This is a genomic window from Flavobacterium zhairuonense (genome assembly GCF_004352915.1).
Lineage (GTDB): Bacteria > Bacteroidota > Bacteroidia > Flavobacteriales > Flavobacteriaceae > Flavobacterium > Flavobacterium zhairuonense.
In genome coordinates, this window is sequence record NZ_SJSY01000074.1 from 372,350 (window position 1) to 390,643 (window position 18,294).

The 18,294-nt window shown below is 38.5% G+C and carries 14 protein-coding genes; 13 read left to right on the top strand and 1 reads right to left on the bottom strand.

Going from position 1 to position 18,294, the window contains the following annotated elements; all coding sequences use genetic code 11:
• Positions 1-466: 466 nt before the first annotated feature.
• The 7 genes from dnaK to EYY60_RS16035 all read left to right on the top strand — a co-directional run bounded on the left by dnaK (position 467) and on the right by EYY60_RS16035 (position 10,483).
• Positions 467-2,347: a molecular chaperone DnaK gene (gene dnaK, locus EYY60_RS16005; protein ID WP_132990319.1), complete on the top strand. Its 1,881-nt coding sequence runs from the start codon at positions 467-469 to the stop codon at positions 2,345-2,347.
• A gap of 205 nt (positions 2,348-2,552) precedes the next feature.
• Positions 2,553-3,107 carry a helix-turn-helix domain-containing protein gene (locus EYY60_RS16010; RefSeq protein WP_132990320.1) on the top strand — a complete coding sequence of 185 codons (555 nt, stop codon included), beginning with the start codon at positions 2,553-2,555 and terminating at the stop codon, positions 3,105-3,107.
• Positions 3,104-4,360, top strand: coding sequence for a site-specific integrase (locus EYY60_RS16015; protein WP_132990321.1), 1,257 nt, complete (start codon positions 3,104-3,106; stop codon positions 4,358-4,360). The genes EYY60_RS16010 and EYY60_RS16015 overlap by 4 nt, the downstream gene beginning before the upstream one ends.
• Entirely contained in the window at positions 4,360-5,106 is a 747-nt protein-coding gene (locus EYY60_RS16020) for a hypothetical protein (RefSeq protein WP_132990322.1), read from the top strand. Before EYY60_RS16015 ends, EYY60_RS16020 begins: the two co-directional genes overlap by 1 nt.
• 107 nt (positions 5,107-5,213) lie before the next feature.
• Positions 5,214-5,627, top strand: coding sequence for a helix-turn-helix domain-containing protein (locus EYY60_RS16025; RefSeq protein ID WP_235832339.1), 414 nt, complete (start codon positions 5,214-5,216; stop codon positions 5,625-5,627).
• Positions 5,628-6,438: 811 nt separating this feature from the next.
• Positions 6,439-7,974: a DUF1254 domain-containing protein gene (locus EYY60_RS16030; protein ID WP_132990323.1), complete on the top strand. Its 1,536-nt coding sequence runs from the start codon at positions 6,439-6,441 to the stop codon at positions 7,972-7,974.
• Between the two features lie 874 nt (positions 7,975-8,848).
• Positions 8,849-10,483 carry a patatin-like phospholipase family protein gene (locus EYY60_RS16035; RefSeq protein WP_132990324.1) on the top strand — a complete coding sequence of 545 codons (1,635 nt, stop codon included), beginning with the start codon at positions 8,849-8,851 and terminating at the stop codon, positions 10,481-10,483.
• 82 nt (positions 10,484-10,565) lie between these two features.
• Here the strand turns inward: EYY60_RS16035 and EYY60_RS16040 are convergent, their stop codons facing one another.
• Positions 10,566-10,994, bottom strand: a complete 429-nt coding sequence (locus EYY60_RS16040; protein WP_132990325.1) for an isochorismatase family protein — start codon at positions 10,992-10,994, stop codon at positions 10,566-10,568.
• 881 nt (positions 10,995-11,875) lie between these two features.
• Between EYY60_RS16040 and EYY60_RS16045 the strand changes: the two genes are divergently transcribed.
• The 6 genes from EYY60_RS16045 to EYY60_RS16070 all read left to right on the top strand — a co-directional run bounded on the left by EYY60_RS16045 (position 11,876) and on the right by EYY60_RS16070 (position 18,283).
• Entirely contained in the window at positions 11,876-13,348 is a 1,473-nt protein-coding gene (locus EYY60_RS16045) for a DUF1254 domain-containing protein (protein WP_132990326.1), read from the top strand.
• A 21-nt stretch (positions 13,349-13,369) separates the two neighbouring features.
• Positions 13,370-14,938: a DUF1254 domain-containing protein gene (locus EYY60_RS16050; RefSeq protein WP_208749484.1), complete on the top strand. Its 1,569-nt coding sequence runs from the start codon at positions 13,370-13,372 to the stop codon at positions 14,936-14,938.
• A gap of 59 nt (positions 14,939-14,997) precedes the next feature.
• Positions 14,998-15,831 (top strand): hypothetical protein, encoded by an 834-nt coding sequence (locus EYY60_RS16055; protein ID WP_235832340.1) that lies wholly within the window; start codon positions 14,998-15,000, stop codon positions 15,829-15,831.
• 89 nt (positions 15,832-15,920) lie between these two features.
• Positions 15,921-16,724, top strand: coding sequence for a hypothetical protein (locus tag EYY60_RS16060; RefSeq protein WP_132990327.1), 804 nt, complete (start codon positions 15,921-15,923; stop codon positions 16,722-16,724).
• A 152-nt stretch (positions 16,725-16,876) separates the two neighbouring features.
• On the top strand, positions 16,877-17,215 hold the full coding sequence (locus tag EYY60_RS16065) for a hypothetical protein (protein WP_132990328.1): 339 nt from the start codon (positions 16,877-16,879) through the stop codon (positions 17,213-17,215).
• A gap of 150 nt (positions 17,216-17,365) precedes the next feature.
• Positions 17,366-18,283, top strand: a complete 918-nt coding sequence (locus tag EYY60_RS16070) for a hypothetical protein (RefSeq protein WP_132990329.1) — start codon at positions 17,366-17,368, stop codon at positions 18,281-18,283.
• Positions 18,284-18,294 lie beyond the last annotated feature (11 nt).

The following is an 18,294-nucleotide window of genomic DNA, read 5'->3' on the forward strand; positions in this document are numbered from 1 at the left end:
GTGTAGCAAGTATACGCCCTGTAATGGGGAGATACGCGCTATAAAATAGCTTTTTCTTGTATTGCTAAAATATAAAATAATGGCTACAAATCATCAAAAGAACTTTTTATTTATTGTATATTCTTTGTACTTACATGCGTATAAATTTCTGTGGTTTTACTGCTATTGTGTCCCAAAAGTTCTTGAATGTCCAATTATTTTTAAAAATCAGAATGCACCAGCTCTGATAAAAATCACAATAAAAAGAAGGTCATGGAGCTTCGGGAGTAGGAACCAGTTTCTTATTAATGACATACTTAAGACATGTGTGGCACGTATGTCATGTTTTAAAAATGCCATGTTGTCAGATGATTTTAAAAGTTCTGACGGCAAAACTGACAATTTTATTTAGTTTTTTATAATGGCACAAAGATTGACTTATGCCACATGAGTTTAAAAATTAAATCAAAAATTAAATATATAAAAAATGGGTAAAATAATCGGAATTGACTTAGGTACGACGAACTCTTGTGTTTCTGTAATGGAAGGTAACGAAGCAGTTGTTATCCCTAACGCAGAAGGAAAAAGAACTACACCATCTATCATCGCTTTTGTTGAAGGTGGAGAAATTAAAGTAGGTGATCCTGCAAAAAGACAAGCAGTAACTAACCCTACAAAAACGATTGCTTCTATTAAACGTTTTATGGGACACACTTTTGCTGAAACTCAAGATGAGGCAAAAAGAGTTCCTTACAGTGTTGTAAAAGGTGACAACAATACTCCACGTGTGGATATTGACGGTCGTTTATACACTGCTCAAGAATTGTCTGCAATGACACTTCAAAAAATGAAAAAAACTGCTGAAGACTATTTAGGTCAAACAGTAACTGAGGCAGTTATTACAGTTCCTGCTTACTTTAACGATGCGCAACGTCAAGCTACAAAAGAAGCTGGTGAAATCGCTGGTCTTAAAGTTATGCGTATCATCAACGAGCCAACTGCTGCTGCACTTGCTTACGGATTAGATAAAAAAGGAAACGATCAAAAAATTGCTGTTTACGATTTAGGTGGAGGTACTTTTGATATCTCTGTTCTTGAATTAGGAGACGGTGTATTTGAAGTATTATCTACAAATGGTGATACTCACTTAGGTGGTGATGATTTTGACCAAGTTATTATTGACTGGTTAGCTGACGAATTCAAATCTGAAGAAGGAATTGATTTACGTTTAGATCCAATGTCATTACAGCGTTTAAAAGAAGCTGCTGAGAAAGCTAAGATTGAATTATCATCTTCTGCTGAAACAGAAATCAACTTACCATACGTAACTGCTACTGCTTCTGGACCAAAACACTTAGTTAAAAAATTATCTAGAGCTAAATTTGAGCAATTATCTGATTCTTTAGTAAAACGTTCTATGGAGCCAGTTGCTAAAGCATTAAAAGATGCAGGTTTATCTACATCTGATATCGACGAAGTAATCCTTGTAGGAGGTTCTACTCGTATGCCAAGAATCGCTGACGAAGTTGAAAAATTCTTCGGTAAAAAAGCTTCTAAAGGTGTTAACCCTGATGAGGTTGTTGCTATTGGAGCTGCTATTCAAGGTGGAGTTTTATCTGGAGATGTAAAAGATGTATTGTTACTTGACGTAACTCCTCTTTCTTTAGGTATCGAAACTATGGGTGGTGTATTGACTAAATTAATCGAGTCTAACACAACTATCCCAACTAAAAAATCTCAAGTATTCTCTACTGCTGCTGATTCTCAACCATCTGTTGAAATCCACGTATTACAAGGAGAAAGAGCAATGGCTGCTGATAACAAAACTATCGGTCGTTTCCACTTAGATGGTATTCCACCAGCACCAAGAGGAGTTCCTCAAATCGAAGTAACTTTCGATATCGATGCTAATGGTATCATCAAAGTTTCTGCAACTGACAAAGGAACAGGAAAATCTCACGATATCCGTATCGAAGCTTCTTCTGGATTAACAGCTGAAGAAATCGAAAAAATGAAAAAAGATGCTGAAGCTAACGCTGATGCTGACAGAATTGCAAAAGAAAGAGCTGAGAAATTGAACGAAGCTGACAGTACTATCTTCCAAACTGAAAGTCAATTGAAAGAGTTAGGAGATAAATTGACAGACGATCAAAAAACAGCTATCGAATATGCTTTAACTGAATTGAGAATGGCTCACCAATCTCAAGATCTTGATGCAATCCAAAAAGGATTAGACAATGTTAATGCAGCTTGGAAAACAGCTACAGAAGCAATGTACGCTCAAGGTGGTGACGCTCAACAAGCAGCTCCACAACAAGAGCAGTCTGGAGACAATGTTGAAGACGTTGAATTCGAAGAAGTCAAATAAGTACTGATTAATATCAGTTAACAATAAGTGTTAAACCGCTGTAAACGTAAAGTTTACAGCGGTTTTTCTTTTTTATGCATTTTTGTTTCTGCTGTTTTTTAAGCGTTTTTTATCATATATTTGTACCATATTTGTACCGGCACTTAAAGGGAGACAAAGTGTCCCTTATGTACCCTTATGGTACCTTAATTAGGCGACAAAGGCGATGAAAAGAAGAAATAAACAATGTCTTAACTGCGGGGAGGAATTTCTGCCTAAAACCGTGGCTTCTGTTTACTGCTCACATATATGCAGCAAAAAAGCATATAAACAGAAGATTAAGCAGCTTAAAATTGAAGGCGAAGTCAAAGCTCTGGTAGATAAAATACCCGAGAACAGAGCATTTATTTCTGTTCCTGAAGCTGGCATGCTTTTTGGCGTTGCCAAAAAGACCCTTTACAGGCTTGTCGGCCAGGGAAAAATTCCTTCAGTCAATCTTGGAACCCGACTTGTAAGGATAGACCGCAGAGTCATGGAAGAGATTTTCGGCCCTGCCCGCAGCCTGCCGCAGCCTGAAAGCGCTCCGAAGAAAAAATTATACAGCCTTGAAAAAGAGGACTGCTATTCCATCGGTGAAATAGCTCAGAGATTTCAGATATCTGAAGGTTCTGTCTACAGCCATATCAGGAAATATTCAATCCCTACCAGACAGATTGGAAAACATGTATATGCCCCAAAAAGCGAAATTGATAACTTGTATAACGGAAATGATTTTATATGAAGCAATTAGCAAAAACCAAGGTAACTGTGCGTCTTCGAAAAGCAGAAGACAAAAATCAATGGTATGTTTACATAGAGAGCTATCCTGTAGAGGTTTCCGGAAAGAAAGCTCCTCAGAGAATCCGCGAGTATTTAAACAGATCCGTTACAACAGTGGAGTGGGACAAGAAAAGAGCAGCCCAGACAGATGCAGACGGTGTAAAATCCTACAAACCCAGACGCAGCGATAACGGAATAATAATCTGCAGAAGCGAAAGCGACCGCGAGACAATGCTTTATGCTGACGGGGTACGTAAAATCCGTCAGAAAGAATACGATAATATAGATCTATTCAGTGACTCTGAGAACCTATTGATTGAACAGATGGAAAGAGGAAAAGAGGATTTTATCAGATACATTGCTTCTGTAGCAGCTAAAAGACACGCCCGAAGTTCAAAATCCATTCAGATCAATTGGGAGCGGACCAAAGAATTTTTAAAAAGCTACTCTGCAGGCAGTCTGATGTTTTCTCAGATTAACATCAGAATGGCGGAAGATTTTAAGCTGTTTCTGCTGGCTGCGCCGCTCGGAGGAGGCAAAAAAGGAATACTTTCCCGCAACACTGCAGCAAGGTATTTTTCCATTTTTAAAGCGGCTTTAAAACAGGCCTTTATCGACGGATATCTAACCGTTGATTTGTCTTCAAAAATAAAAGGTATACCTGAGCAGGAATCAAGGCGCGAATATCTTACCATTAAAGAATTGAACGTGTTGGCTGAAACGCCTTGCGAAAAAGATGTCCTTAAAAGAGCCGCGCTTTTCTCAGCGCTTACCGGCCTGAGGCATTCCGACATCCAGAAGCTCCGCTGGAAAGAGATAAGCCTTGAAGACGGCATGGCCAAACTGCATTTCACGCAGAAAAAGACAAGGGGTATCGAATATATGCCTATTTCCCAGCAGGCTTTCCAGCTCTGCGGAGAGCCTCGGCTACCCGGACAGCTTGTTTTTGAGGATCTGCCGGATCCGTCGTGGATTTCACGCCCTTTAAAAAAATGGATTGAATCGGCGGGCATTAAAAAGAATATTACCTTCCACTGCTTTCGTCATACATTTGCAACATTGCAGCTGTCGAGCGGGACAGACATTTATACGGTCAGTAAAATGCTGGGGCATACCAACGTAAAAACTACTCAAATCTATGCAAAAGTAATAGATGAGAAGAAAAACAAAGCTTCGCAGGCAATACAATTGGAATCTTTAAAGAATAAGCTGTAATGAAAACAAAATACTTTGAATATATCGCAGTTTACCTCTCTGTACTTTTAGTCTGTATTTTTATAGGTGCAATCACAAGATTTGTGCTGATAGAAATGGGTGCTGATGATTATACGGCTGGCGTATTTTTCTGGATCGGAATTGGATTTGGAATATTAATGTTTGCAATTTTAAACTTATTTCTTAACGATTTGGCCGAGAGATTACTGAATCGTTTTTTGAAGGCAGAAAAAAATGAATCGTCTGAAAGTAGGATTCCAAGGGAGAAACTTGTAAAAATAGAAGAGAGGCAGGATGCTTTCGTTAAGTCCGAATTGTCTGAAAATAAAAATTCTGCCAGAGATATTGAACAGATAAGGGAGGAGCGGCAAAATGCAGCCAGAAATCAGAAACAGGACAGAATTGATGCTGCCATCCGTTATACGCAACAGGAGTTCGCGCTGTATGCGTCCGATGATGACTTGAAGCAATTGGGTAAGAATATTATCATATATGCTGAAGGCATAAATTTTGAAAAGATTAAACCGGTAAAAGTAAAAGAGCTGTCCAGTCTGGATCTGTATCATTTTGGCTGGAATATCTGGAATTGTTTTAAAGTCAGCAGACAGGACAGGGCCGCACAATTTTTAAAACTGACTTTTGCTGACGCTTTAAAAGATGTTGAAGAGAAAAGCATTAAAACGCATCTCAAAGATGATGAACAAAAAGGGCTTATAAAGATTATAGAAGATTTTACAGATTTTTAATTGCTAATATTTATAAAGCACTGTGTTTTTCAAGTGTTTTTGCTGTGGAGAATGACACAGCAAAAACACTTTTTTTATTTGCACCATAACTGTTAAAGACGATAGCTATGGATACAAACGAAATCTCTTTTGAGAACCTGCCCAAGGCAGTAGCACACCTAGTGAAAGAAGTTGCCGAGATTAAACTTATGATTCAGAATGTACAGGTATATGAATCTAAAGAAAAAAGTATTCCTATTGGCATTGAAGAAGCAAGCCGGCTGATAGGAAAAGCAAAGCCTACAATTTACGCTCTTGTTAGGCAAAGAAAAATTCCGTGCTATAAATATGGTAAAAAGCTGTATTTTTTTGAAGAAGAACTTTTAGAGTGGATTTCTAAAGGGAAAAAGAAAACAATACAGGAAATCGAATCAGAGGTATTGAAGTATAATTATAATCCAAAAAATAGAGGGATAATAGCCAGCAGAAATACTTATACCGCTCCATTACATCCTCAAAAAACATTTAATATAAAGAGATAATTTGTCTGACAAGTACAGCTTTCTTTCAAATTTATTGATTTGACGCGATTTCAACCGTTTCAAAGGGAGCAGGATTCGAACTTTAGGCTTGAAACCGCTTTTTATGCCAGTTTTATCTGTGTCTTGAAACTGTATGCACCGATTCTGCACCCAAATTCAATTTTTTACTAAATCAATATTATCATTCACAAAATTTAAATTGCTAACAAATTAACAGACAGTAGTATTATTCTTTTTTTTTGTGTATTTCAAACATAATAAAATTACTGGATTCTATATTCATTTAATCAAGCTTTTAAAAATCCTCCATATAGTATTGATTTAAATTTTATGAAGCAATAAGCAGTTTCGATTCATATCAAAATTTATTGAAAATTGATTTTGCAGGACATAATCTTAAATTTTAGTCGCAAAAAGATATCAACTCCAACCAAGCTTTTAAAAATCCCAATTAATATTGATTTAAATTTTATGAAGTAGGAAAGTGGTCCCAATTCATATCAGAATTTATGATGATTGATCTCTGCAGGCTATAAATAACCTTAACTTTTTATCGGAAAAATTGTATCAACTTCAAACATTTTAATGTTTCACATTTTAATATGCAACCACTTTAATTGAGATTGTAATACATTCTTTTGTAAATTTATACTTAAAATATCTTTTGATTATGGAGAGACAAAATGTAAGCCAAAATAAACCATATTTACATGTCGGCCATTTTAGAGAAAGGAACGCCTGATACTATAAAAAATCAAAAAAAATAAAAAGAAGCAGTAAAGTATTTAATGACAATTTAATCAAATTTAACATGAAAAAGAAATCATTGCAAGTAGCCGTTTTATTTTTAATTGCAATAGGAATAACGATTTCCTGTAAAAAAAAGGCAGAGGAAGAGACAAGTAAACCAGAAGAAGCAGCGCCGGTTGCATTTACTACTTTAGAAATAAAGAATACAGAAGCAGGCAGCGATTTTTCTCTAGTGCTTCCAAAAAAGGAAAAAATGAGTCCAGAATATGCACAGAAACTGGGAGAGTTTGCATACGTTTGGGCGTGGCCTCTGGTAAATATGCTAAATCGACGAACCGCAATAACCCAAGCACCTAAACCGGCATATTTAAACGGCGTTCTGCCAGTGGCTCCTCAGGGACAATTAGCGATGCTTAACGATTATATCACTCCTGATGAAACGTTTGTTACATGTCCCAATCAAGATGTGGTCTATGGTCTTGGATTTTTCGATTTAGATTCACAGCCCGTAGTGCTTCAGGTTCCAGATTTTGGAGATCGTTTTTGGGTATATGCAATGTACGATCATAGAACAAATCAATTTGGGCAATTGGGCAAACCATATGGCACTAAACCTGGATTTTATCTGTTGACTGGACCTAATTGGAAAGGCGAAACACCTAAAGGAATTACAGATGTTGTTAAATGTCCAACAACATTAGCGAATATTATCCCGAGAGTGTTCCAAAATGACACTAAAGAAGACAAGCAAGCCATTCAGGCTGCAATAAATCAGATTGTCGCTTATCCTGTTGCGGCGTTTGACGGAAAAAAGAAAACCGTTGTATATAAAAATCTACCAGCTATAAAAGGCCCTGCTTCTGACGGTAAAGAAACAAAATGGGTTGTTCCTGAAAAGTTTTTTGACGAAAATGAGCTGGGCAAAGTATTGGAGATTTTGCCTCCGCTTAAAGGTGAGGAAGAATTGTATGCACAGCTAAAAGAATTAATAGCAGCCGCTAAATCAGATCCGGCAATAAAAGAAGCACTTGTCAAAACAGCTCAAAAAACAGAAGAAAATATTATACATAGCTTTTTTCTTTGGAAAAATAACGGAGTAGCGGCAGGAAACGGGTGGAATCGTTCCTTTTACAGTGCAGACTGGGAAGGTTCAGGAAGTTATGATTACTACAACAGAGCTGCAACTGCTAAATCTAACATGTTTGATAACAGACCAAATGAAACACAGTATTACTACACAGATAATGCCTCAGATAAAACGCAGTTAGACGGCAAGAATAATTATACCGTAACTTTTGTAAAGGGAGAAGAACCTCCTGTGCAGGGATTTTGGTCTCTGACTTTATATAATGAGCACCATTTATTTTCTAAAAATAAAATAAACAGATATTCATTGGGTACAAAAAATAAAGGCCTAAAAAAGAACAAAGATGGATCTCTGACGATTTACGTAAGCTCGACATCTCCTGGAGCCGATAAGGAAAGTAATTGGCTTCCATCACCAGATGGGACATTTTCTTTATACATTCGCGCGTATTGGGGGAAAGAAGGAGTCACCAAAGGTACATGGACGCCACCGGCTATTACAAAGATTTAATTTTTTTAGCTTTTATATAAAAGGAAAAAACTGCAAGTTATTTATTTGCAGTTTTTTTGTAAATTCAAAAAGAAATAAACCAATTTCTTGCTTCAGTCGAGCAACAATTATATTTTAAAAAATGAGAACGGGAAATTGAAAAAGTTATGAAATATTAAGCCATTTTAAAATAAGATTTCATTTTTTGAAATTGAACAGTAACTAGAAAAAAATAAGATATTATAACTCATCGTTTCTCTTCATTCTTGATGTTCGAATCCTGTTAAGTGTTCGAATGATAAATCAATTATTTATATTATTTTTCTTGTAAAATATATACACTGATGCGGCTGACTCTTTGCTTTACTATTATTAAAAAAAAGAAAATAAAAGCAAGAATGATTCAATTTAGTAGAAGTGGTAAAAGAAATTGCGTCAATTGTCTTCAATTGGCGCAATTTGGCTGTGTGCCCCTCTACGACGCAATTTCAAAATAATTTTATGCAAAATTTAAAGAAATTGGCTTATCTTCAAGTTGTTTTATAAGATAATTATTTTAATTTTTGATCACAGAGCGGTTTGTACGTATCGCAAGGGTTTAGTGCTTAAAAAATGTTAAAGAATGTGATTTTAATTTATTATTGATATAATTACTATAGTTAAAACCGATTATCTAACTTGGTATTTAAATGAAGAATTTAGATCAGTTTTACCAAAATTAATAGAGGTTATTGAGATCAAAATGATCATCATATTTGCTAATTTTCAATGCAAATATTAACTCAGTAAATGTCGTTCAACCGAAGTTAAAAATTGATTTATTTCTCTTCATTTAACTTTATTTAATTAAACAGATTTCTTTAGAATTGAACTAAATACAACCAAAAATACAACTATGAAAAACATAGCGCTCGCATTTTCTGGTGGCGGTTTTCGTGCAGCTGCCTACAGTTTGGGATGCTTGAAATATCTGGGTAGAGTTAAAATTGATGGCTCGCCTTTGCTCGAAAATGTCAAATATATTTCTTCAGCCTCTGGAGGCAGCATCACCAATCTTGTTTACAGTTCTTGTATTTTTAATGGAGGCAACCTTGATAATGCCTATACAGTTCTTAATAAGGAGATGCAGGAGGACAAATTACTGGAAGAAGCCCTGCAAATTCTTAATACACCGTCAAAGTGGAAAAGTCGGGATGTAAAAAGCCGCAACTTGATCAACGCTTTCAGTATGGCTTATGATAGGATATTTAATGGGCAGGATTTTGGTATATTTAACAGCAGGAATAATGAACCGCATCTCGAGGAGATTTGTGTCAATGCGACTGAATTTACAAATGGTCTTCCTTTCCGGTTTCAATCACAGCATGCCGATAACTGGTTTCCCAAAGGGAAAATAGGCAACAACTATATTCATTTTACAGAAAATGGAATTTCGGAATCGCAAAAGATTAAGTTAGCGGATATACTGGCGGCATCTTCTTGCTTCCCATCGGGTTTTGAACCGATGATCTTCCCAAAAGATTATGCCAATAGTAACGTATCAGAGGACCAATTAGGCGCTTCGATTTCTTATAAAGCAAACAGCTACACAATTGACAAATACAACCACCTCAGCATATTAAGCAATAAAGATTATGAAAAAAAACGTCAGTTTGGACTCATGGATGGCGGAGTTGATGACAATCAGGCCATTGATGCGTTCCTCAAGGCGGATGCTCGCCGTGTTGGAAATAATTTGCCTGCATTTGATCTGTTTATTAGTTGTGATGTCACAAGCCCATTTATGGATGGTTATACCTTGCCTGTCCATGAGAATAAATGGTACGATATATTTTCAATCAGATTCGTGCTGTTAATATTATTGGTAGCTGCATTATGGCTGCCAATACTTTTAATTATGGATAAAGGAGTTTGGGCGCCATGGGAATATATAACAGGAACTTTATCGGGGATTTTTGGATCTCTGCTTGGCATATACCTGTTTGTAAAAATTAAAGGATTTTTTATGAAATCTAAACCTGAAAGTTCATGGGGCAAAATGTTTAAAAAGTTTCGATGGGATTTTGCCAAACTATCGTTAGGGTTTGTAAGGCAAATGATCGCATCAAGATTAAAATCTGTCTTTATTTTGACAAATGACGTTTATCTAAAACAGATTCGGCGTATGTATTATGAATCTCTTTTTAGTAATGACAAATATGAAGATCAAGTCATTCAGAACACAATTTATGACTTAAGTCAGGCGACAATAGCTAGACATAAGCATAGCCCTTCGGTTGCTCTTGTTGCGGTTGCAGAAAAGTCTAGAAGGATGGGTACTACATTGTGGTTCGACAAAAAGCATGAGTCCGAAGACATGAGGCGTTCAATAATTGCTACAGGCCAGTTTACCACTTGCTACAATCTTTTATTATATCTTGAGAAAATAGAAAAACTTGGTGCGTTGAATCCTGGGTTGCAGATGCTAAAAGCTGATCTTGAAAATGATTGGAAACAATTTTGTCAAAATCCATTCGACGGCTTGCCTTAGTTTTGCCCTTGATTTGTTTTTGTTTTACGCTTGAATACATCTGATTAAGGTATTAATCCATAGAGGGAGACCAATAGCCATACTAGAAATTCCATGTTAGGCATGTTCCTATATTTTCCATATAGTTCATTAATATTTCACTCAATTGTGGAAGAGATTCTGAACTTGAGTATTCTCCCTGAAATTCCGAACCAAAAACAGCCCATGTAATGGGGATTGCACCTTCGTTAAGCATCCTCATCACTGCCATTTCGTGTGCTTCAAGACTTATTCCGAGGGTTTCATCAGTGATAAAATAAAATTCGTATCCTTCTCCCAATGCTGGAATCACAGGCATTGCATTGCATATTTCAGTCCATAGCGCCGCTATTACAATTTTCTTTTTGCCAGTTGCCCTTATCCAGTCAGAAACACACTCATGCTGAAATGGCTGATGATCAATTAGTATTAGGACACAGTTGTCTGGGGCCAATCTTGCGTTAGGATCAGTTTCGTTATTTTCTACAGACATTGCAATTCTTTCTTAGTTCATTAATATTATAAGAATTTGATATTAGTGATCGGCCTTATTTTAAGGCTTTAAAATCAAAATTATCGGTCGATTAAATTACCTATTTAATAGTGAGATTTAAATGATGTAAACGGTATAATAAAATTGATTTTAATCAATTTTTTTTTCTTTCACATTCTGTATTTTTTACTTCGAGATGCCAGATATGCAGAAAAATAAAGATGACATCCATGCTTGCGCTGTCTCGAGGATATAAATCCAGTCTTTGTGATGCTTTGAATGTGTTTAAAACAAGACATCCAAAATAATTGCATTTCGGAACTGACATTAAAAAACGAATTCCATTTGATGATTTAAATCTGAAAAAAAAATGATTTAAATCAACATCAATAAAATGAAGGAAAAATATTGTAAATTAGTTTTAAGTTTTTGATATGAAGCTTTTTATGAAAACTACGCCTTATACACTCGGGATATATGTTATGTCGCCAGTGATGAAAAGAAAATTGAAATGTTGCCGTAATGAGGAATTTTTTTTAAAGCATTTAGTGAAATTTTTTGGTTTTTAAATTTTGTGCAGAATCAAAAAGGACCAATAAATTTTATTTGATGTGGTAATTGGAGACTTACTATTAAAAATGGAATTATAAAACGAAAAAATTCAGGGCCAATTTTGGCTTGACTTGTTCATTGATTGATAGTAAACATGCCACAGAATGATTTGCAGTATGTTTTTGATGCTGATTTTATCAAATTGATAAAGCTTAATCGTAAAGGATTTTCATTGCCTGAAAATGTTTAATTCTTCCGTAGGAATATGTTTTTGAATTATTTTATTTAAGCAAAATAACCAATATAAAAACTATTTTAAACTTAAGATTATGAAAAGAAAAATTGTGTTAGGTTTACTTTTTTTAGCCGCCTATCAGCCGATTACTGCGCAAGACAAATCAGTTTTTGAACTTCCTGAGAACGGTTCCATTGAGACACCGATCGGAAAGCTTACATTTGAAAGCGGATACCCTTCGAGAGAAACGGTGCAGAAGTTATATGATGACATGGATTTCCAGCGGGCATGTCAGGCGTATATCTGGGGGATTCCAGCTGTCGGTCTTCATGAATGGGCCAAGGGGCATCAGAATGACATGAAAGGCAAGAATGGAGAAATGCTGTCGTATCTGGATTTTCAGGAAAAACTGGGAATACTTACGCCAAATTACACTACTCCCTATATTGCAACATTTATCGATCTGGAGAAGAGCGGTCCAATGGTGGTGGAAATTCCTGAAGGCCTGATGGCTGGGATGATTTTGGATATATGGCAGCGCGTACTGGCAGATTTGGGGGTAGTTGGCCCAGATAAAGGAAAGGGAGGCAAATATCTGATACTTCCTCCGGGCTATAAAAAAGTCTCACCTAAGGGATATTTTGTTGTCGCATCACCTGGTCGTACCATACTTGCTGGAGTGAGGCTTCTTGGCGCAGATAAGGAAAAGGAGATAAAAAAACTTGTTCCCTTGATTAAAACTTATTCATGGTCACCAAATGGCATAGGGGCTAAAGTTTCTGTTCGCCGTGCCGGGGATGTAAAATGGAGCCAGATGCCGCCGAGAGGCATGGCATATTGGGAATCACTCAATGAAGTTGTTCAGAATGAACCCGTAGATGAACGTGACCGATTGATTTTGGCACAGCTTCGTTTTCTTGGCATCGAAAAAGGAAAACCATTTAAACCCGATGCACGCCAAAAGAAAATATTGGAGCAAGGAGCTTTAATCGGTGAAGCCATGGCAAAGGCAAATACTTCTGACAAACGAGTTGAACCGCCTTTTTGGCCTAATACGCAATGGAAGCATGCTTTGGTAGTGTCGGTGGACCAGAAAGCAACAAATTTTGATCAGTTGGATGAACGTGCGGCCTGGTTTTATGAAGCGGTAGTGATTTCTAAAGGCATGCTTACGCAGACTCCTGGTGTTGGCCAAAGATATATTGCCTCATACAGCGATAAAAACAAAAACTGGCTCAACGGCAGCAAAACCTATAAGCTTCATGTCCCTGCAAACCCGCCTGTAACGCAATTCTGGTCGGTTACAGCTTATGATGAAGGCACCAGACAAATGCAGGTAACCAAACAGGGACGACCAGATCTTTCATCGCGAAAAGAAGGCATTCAAAAAAACAGTGATGGTTCAATAGATGTATATTTTGGCCCTGAGGCGCCTGCAGGAAAGGAATCCAACTGGATACAGACTAATCCAGATAAGGGATGGTTTGCCTATTTTAGATTTTATGGGCCAACGGAAGCTTTCTTTAACAAATCTTGGGCGCTTAATGATTTTGAAGAAATAAAATAATCAAAAAAAAACAGTTTAGTTATGAAAATGAAATTGATTTTTCTAATGACTGTCCTGCTAGCGGCAGCCTGTAATCAGGATAAAAAAAGAGGAGAGGGAGAGACATCAGGAAGCGCATCAGCGGCAACTTCGAATTCCCGTTTTGACGAGTTGGCCAATATGGCTTTTGCAGAAAACCGTCCGACAGACGAGCAGTCAAAAATATTGGCTGACGAATTATTGTTCCAGCGTGCTAGCCAGACTTATTTATGGGCACTGCCCCTGATCAATACATTAGGGATGAAAGAGGGTTCGGAGAAGACTTTTGGCGCAGGCTATAACATATTGCCGATTTGGAAGAAAAGGCTGGATGCTAAAACGCTCGTAACCACCCCCAACTCAGATGTCATCTACGCGATGAGTTACGTGGATCTTGGAAAAGAAGGACCAATGGTTTTCGAAGCGCCCTCTATGCTGCAGGGAATCCTGCTGGATTTCTGGCAGCGTCCAATTCCTGTAGACGGGGGCAAATATTTTGGAGATGTCGGTTTTTTTGGCCCTGATGCAGGTAAAGGAGGCAAATTCTTGATATTGCCTCCAGGGTATAAAGGCAAAGTGCCTTCGGGCTATTTTGTTTATCGCTCAGGGACCAACAATGTTTTTATCTTTCTCAGAGCGTTTTACCAGACTCCTTCTGATTTGACACCAGCGGTTTCGCTAATGGAAAAATCGAAAATATATCCGCTAGGAAAAGAAACTACAGCATTGCCGATGAAATATCCGGATGCTTCAGGCATTGCGGCAGATATGCTTCCGGCAAGAAATTTCAGTGCTTTTGAGCAATTGAAGCGACTGTTGGAGACAGAAGCGACAGAGAATATCGGAAGTCCTGACTGGCTGGGGATGTTTGCCTCATTGGGCATTATTAAGGGAAAGCCTTTCAATCCTGATGCCCATACAAAGGATATACTGGATAAAGCGGCTAAATCAGCCTATAAAATCAGCCGTGTGATTGGGTTTAAAAATTCTGCGAGCGGACGCTCATTTATTGTATATCCAAATCATCAGTGGATCAATCCATTGGCGGGAGCGACTCCCGATAATATCGGAGGCCCTTTTGCGGATCTGGGATGGAAGCGCAAAGACGGCGGTTTCACGGATATTGATCTTCGCACCTGGTTCTTTACTGATTATTATTCTATAAGCCCGGGGATGATATCTCAAACATCTGGCAAAGGGGCGAAATATGTAATTGCTTTCCGAGACAAGGAAGGCAAGTATCTGAACCCTTCAGCAACCTATAAAGTAGCTCTTCCGGCTAATGTTCCGGCCGCCAATTTCTGGTCGCTTACCTTGTATGAAGCTGAAAACGCTTCAGGCTATGCCAATGGCCAGCCGTTTCCTTCCCTAGGCTCAAGAGATAAGCCCGCTCAAAATGCAGACGGCTCTACCGATTTGTATATTGGGCCAAAGGCACCTGCAGGCAAAACGGGTAATTGGCTAAAGACCATCCCGGGAAAAGGCTATTTTGCGATATTGCGCCTGTATGGTCCTACTGAAAAAGCGATTGACAATTCCTGGATTCCTAGTGATTTTGAGGAAGTAAAATAGCATATTGAAAACCAAGCCTTATAAAAAAATACCATTTACTTTCGGGAGAATTTTTGACAATGAAAAATTTTCCCGAAAAAAAACACACAAGGAAGATGGGAAAAAAAAATATAGCCCTGATGCTTTTCTGCCTCATGGGAATTAAATCCGTTCAGGCGCAGGAGAATGACGCTGCTGCTGCAGCGCAAGCCAACAACCCATTGGCCAATATGACTGCGCTTAACTTTCATGATTATTATATGCCCAAGTTGAGCAATGCTCCTTCTGACGCCTACATGAACACAGCTTGGATTCGATTTGCTAAGCCTTTTGCAAATGGAAAGTTCTTGCTTAGGGCTTCTTTGCCTCTGAGCACCTTGGCGATGCCTGATGGCTCAGGCTCGGTAAAAACTATCAATGGGTTGGGAGACCTGAATGCTTTTGTTTCGTATGCCTTGGTCTCTGATGCCACAACAACAGTTGGCTTGGGGCCGATGGTTACGGCTCCGACCGCTTCTCATGATGAAATTGGAAGCGGCAAATGGCAGGGCGGTTTTGCTTTTGTGGCCTTTATTGCCAAATCCCCTGTTTTTCAATTCGGCGGTCTGGTAACCTGGCAGGCTTCTTTTGCGGGTGACGGCGACCGGGAGGATACCAGTGTTGGCGCCATACAGCCATTTTATTTCTTTCAGCTCGGCAAAGGCACCTATTTGAGAGGAGCTCCCATATGGGCCTTTGATTTTAAAAAGAACGCATACTCTGTTCCGTTGGGTCTAGGCATTGGAAAGGTGATTAAATTGGGCGGCACTATGGTGAACATTTTCATCGAACCTCAATATTCTATGCTCATTGATGGAGTGCAACCTCAGTTTCAGGTATTCTCAGGAATAAACTTTCAGTTCATGAATAAGTAAAACTCTTTTTTTTGTCTTTTTGGGATCAGCGTTCTCAATTATCTGCAAAATAAGAGAATGAAAAAAACATATTAAGGATTATGTCAAAAATGTTTAAGAGGGGTATCGTGCATAGTATTTTTTTGCTATGCTTAATGGGCAATGCTACATTGGCTCAGTCTGAATCAGCATCTGTAGAAGAAATGAGTAAAAAGAGGCAGGATCCTGTAAGCGGCCTGCGCAGCGTTTTTCTGCAGGAACTATTGCTTCCCGTGGGAGATGGTACAGCAAGTTCATTTTCGGTCCAGCCTGTATATCCTTTCAAACTTGGGAGCAATCTTAAATTGATTACCTATACCATCATTCCGTTCCAGAGCTTGCCTCCCATTACGCCAGATGGCACGCACGAGGGAGGAATGGGAAATATTCTGTTCAACGGCTATTTTTCCAGCATTGCCAAAAAAGGAAAATTAAGCTGGGGATTGGGCCCAGCTTTGCAGATACCGACAAGAACCAATTCGGCTTTGGGAAGCAGCTGTCTGAGCATGGGGCCAACTGCCTTATTGTATTATGCAGGGGATAAGATTTCTGCAGGCATAGTTGTTCAGAATTACTGGTCATTGGGTGGAGAAGGGGACAACAGAGTAAATTCAGGAAGCCTGCAGTATATAGCCTATTACAATTTTTCTGCAGGCTGGTTTGTAGAAAGCAATGCAACAATCATAGCAAACTGGCTGGCTTCAAGCAATGATCGCTGGCTGATTCCTCTTGGCGGGGGGCCTGGGAAAACATTTAAGATTGGTGATAAAAGCAAGCTGTTCTATTCGGCAGCCACACAGGCTTTCTATAATGTAGAGAAACCCGAATATGTTGGGGACTGGCAGGCCATTTTTCAGTTTCAGGTTATTTTTTGATTAGTTTAAGAAAATATGGGCTTTGTCTGATTGTTCTGCAAATTCTAAATAGAGCATAATGCTCGATTTGTTCAAGGATATTGCGGGCACCTATTGAAGAAGGCAGTATGGCTTTCCTGTTTATGGGATGGCGGTCAGTTATTAAACTTTGAATGCAGATTTATATAATGGAGACTTTTTGGCAGGATATTATGCTAAAAGGTTCTGCTTTTCATCATGGAAGTTTCAAGGCTATATTTTTTGATGCCCTAATGGGAACTTTGGATGCCCTGTTTTTGAAGCTAAGATCCGATGCCAACGGCCATATTTCGCCAATAGAGCGAAAAGCCGGTATTTTTGGAGCCTATTTTGGCTGTAATGAAGAATTAACGCTCAGGAAAGGCCTGTGTTTTTTCCGAATGCCGGTTCATCATAGTGCCAGTATTATGCTTGCTGGGGTCTGGCATTCCTATGATATGCAGCATAAGATAACAGGAAGGATGAGCTTCTGATGCTGTGCGGCCCTGCTATAATGACATTTCAACTGATTTAATCAAAAGTATATTTTTCTGAATATTGGAAGAGCAGAATCATAAAAATAAAATAAATGATTTTTATTCGCTTTAAGCATCAGAATTTATCAATAAAACCTTACCACTGCAATGAAAAAAATTTTTTGTATAATAGTAGCCGCCTTTTGGCTTTCGGCACAAGCGCAAACCCAAACTGCAGCAGGGATTTCACCGGAGACCGCCTTGTCAGCCGCACAAAACAGCTCTGAGGGCTTTCAGGATTATGACGCCGAGGATTTGCCCTGGCATGCCAGACGTTTTAAAATTTCGGCAGGCGCATTTTTTCCGGTTAACAATACCCAAGTCGAGGTTGGAAGCAATAATGGGAATTTTGGGAATTTAATTGATTTTGAGAAGGATTTAGGTTTTAGGAAAAATACGCAGTCTTTTGCCGCTTCATTTGAATGGAGGATTTCAAGAAGGTCCAGACTTGGTTCTGAATATTTTTATTTGAAGAGATCCTCAAGAAAAACCCTTCAGAAAGATATCGAATTTGGCGATCATACCTATCCGGTAGATGCAGCTGTTTCTGCATTTTTCGACAATCAGATCATAAGGATCTATTACGGCTATGCATTTGTATCCAAACCGACTTATGAGGTTGGTGCGATTGTTGGTGCGCATGTCATGCTGATAGATGTCGGCATGCGTCTGGAAGGCCAAACGCAGGGGCTCGAATATCATGATGATTTTGGCGTAACCGCGCCGCTGCCGGATATAGGGGTATGGGGGGAATTTGTACTGGGCAAAAAAGTGGGGCTTTATGCTAATTTTAACTATTTAGCTGTAAAGATAAATGATATCGACGGGCGCCTTTTGAGCTACAATTTATCTGTTTTGTACAACGTCTACAAGAATTTCAGCCTGACAGCCGGATATACTGGCTTGAATATCAGAGTTGATGCTGAAAAGCAAAGACTTAACGGATTCTTTAAATGGGGCTATAATGGGCCCTCTATTGCCGCTGCATATTCATTCGGCAGCCATGTAAGGCTTCATAAGCGCTAATCTGGATGTTA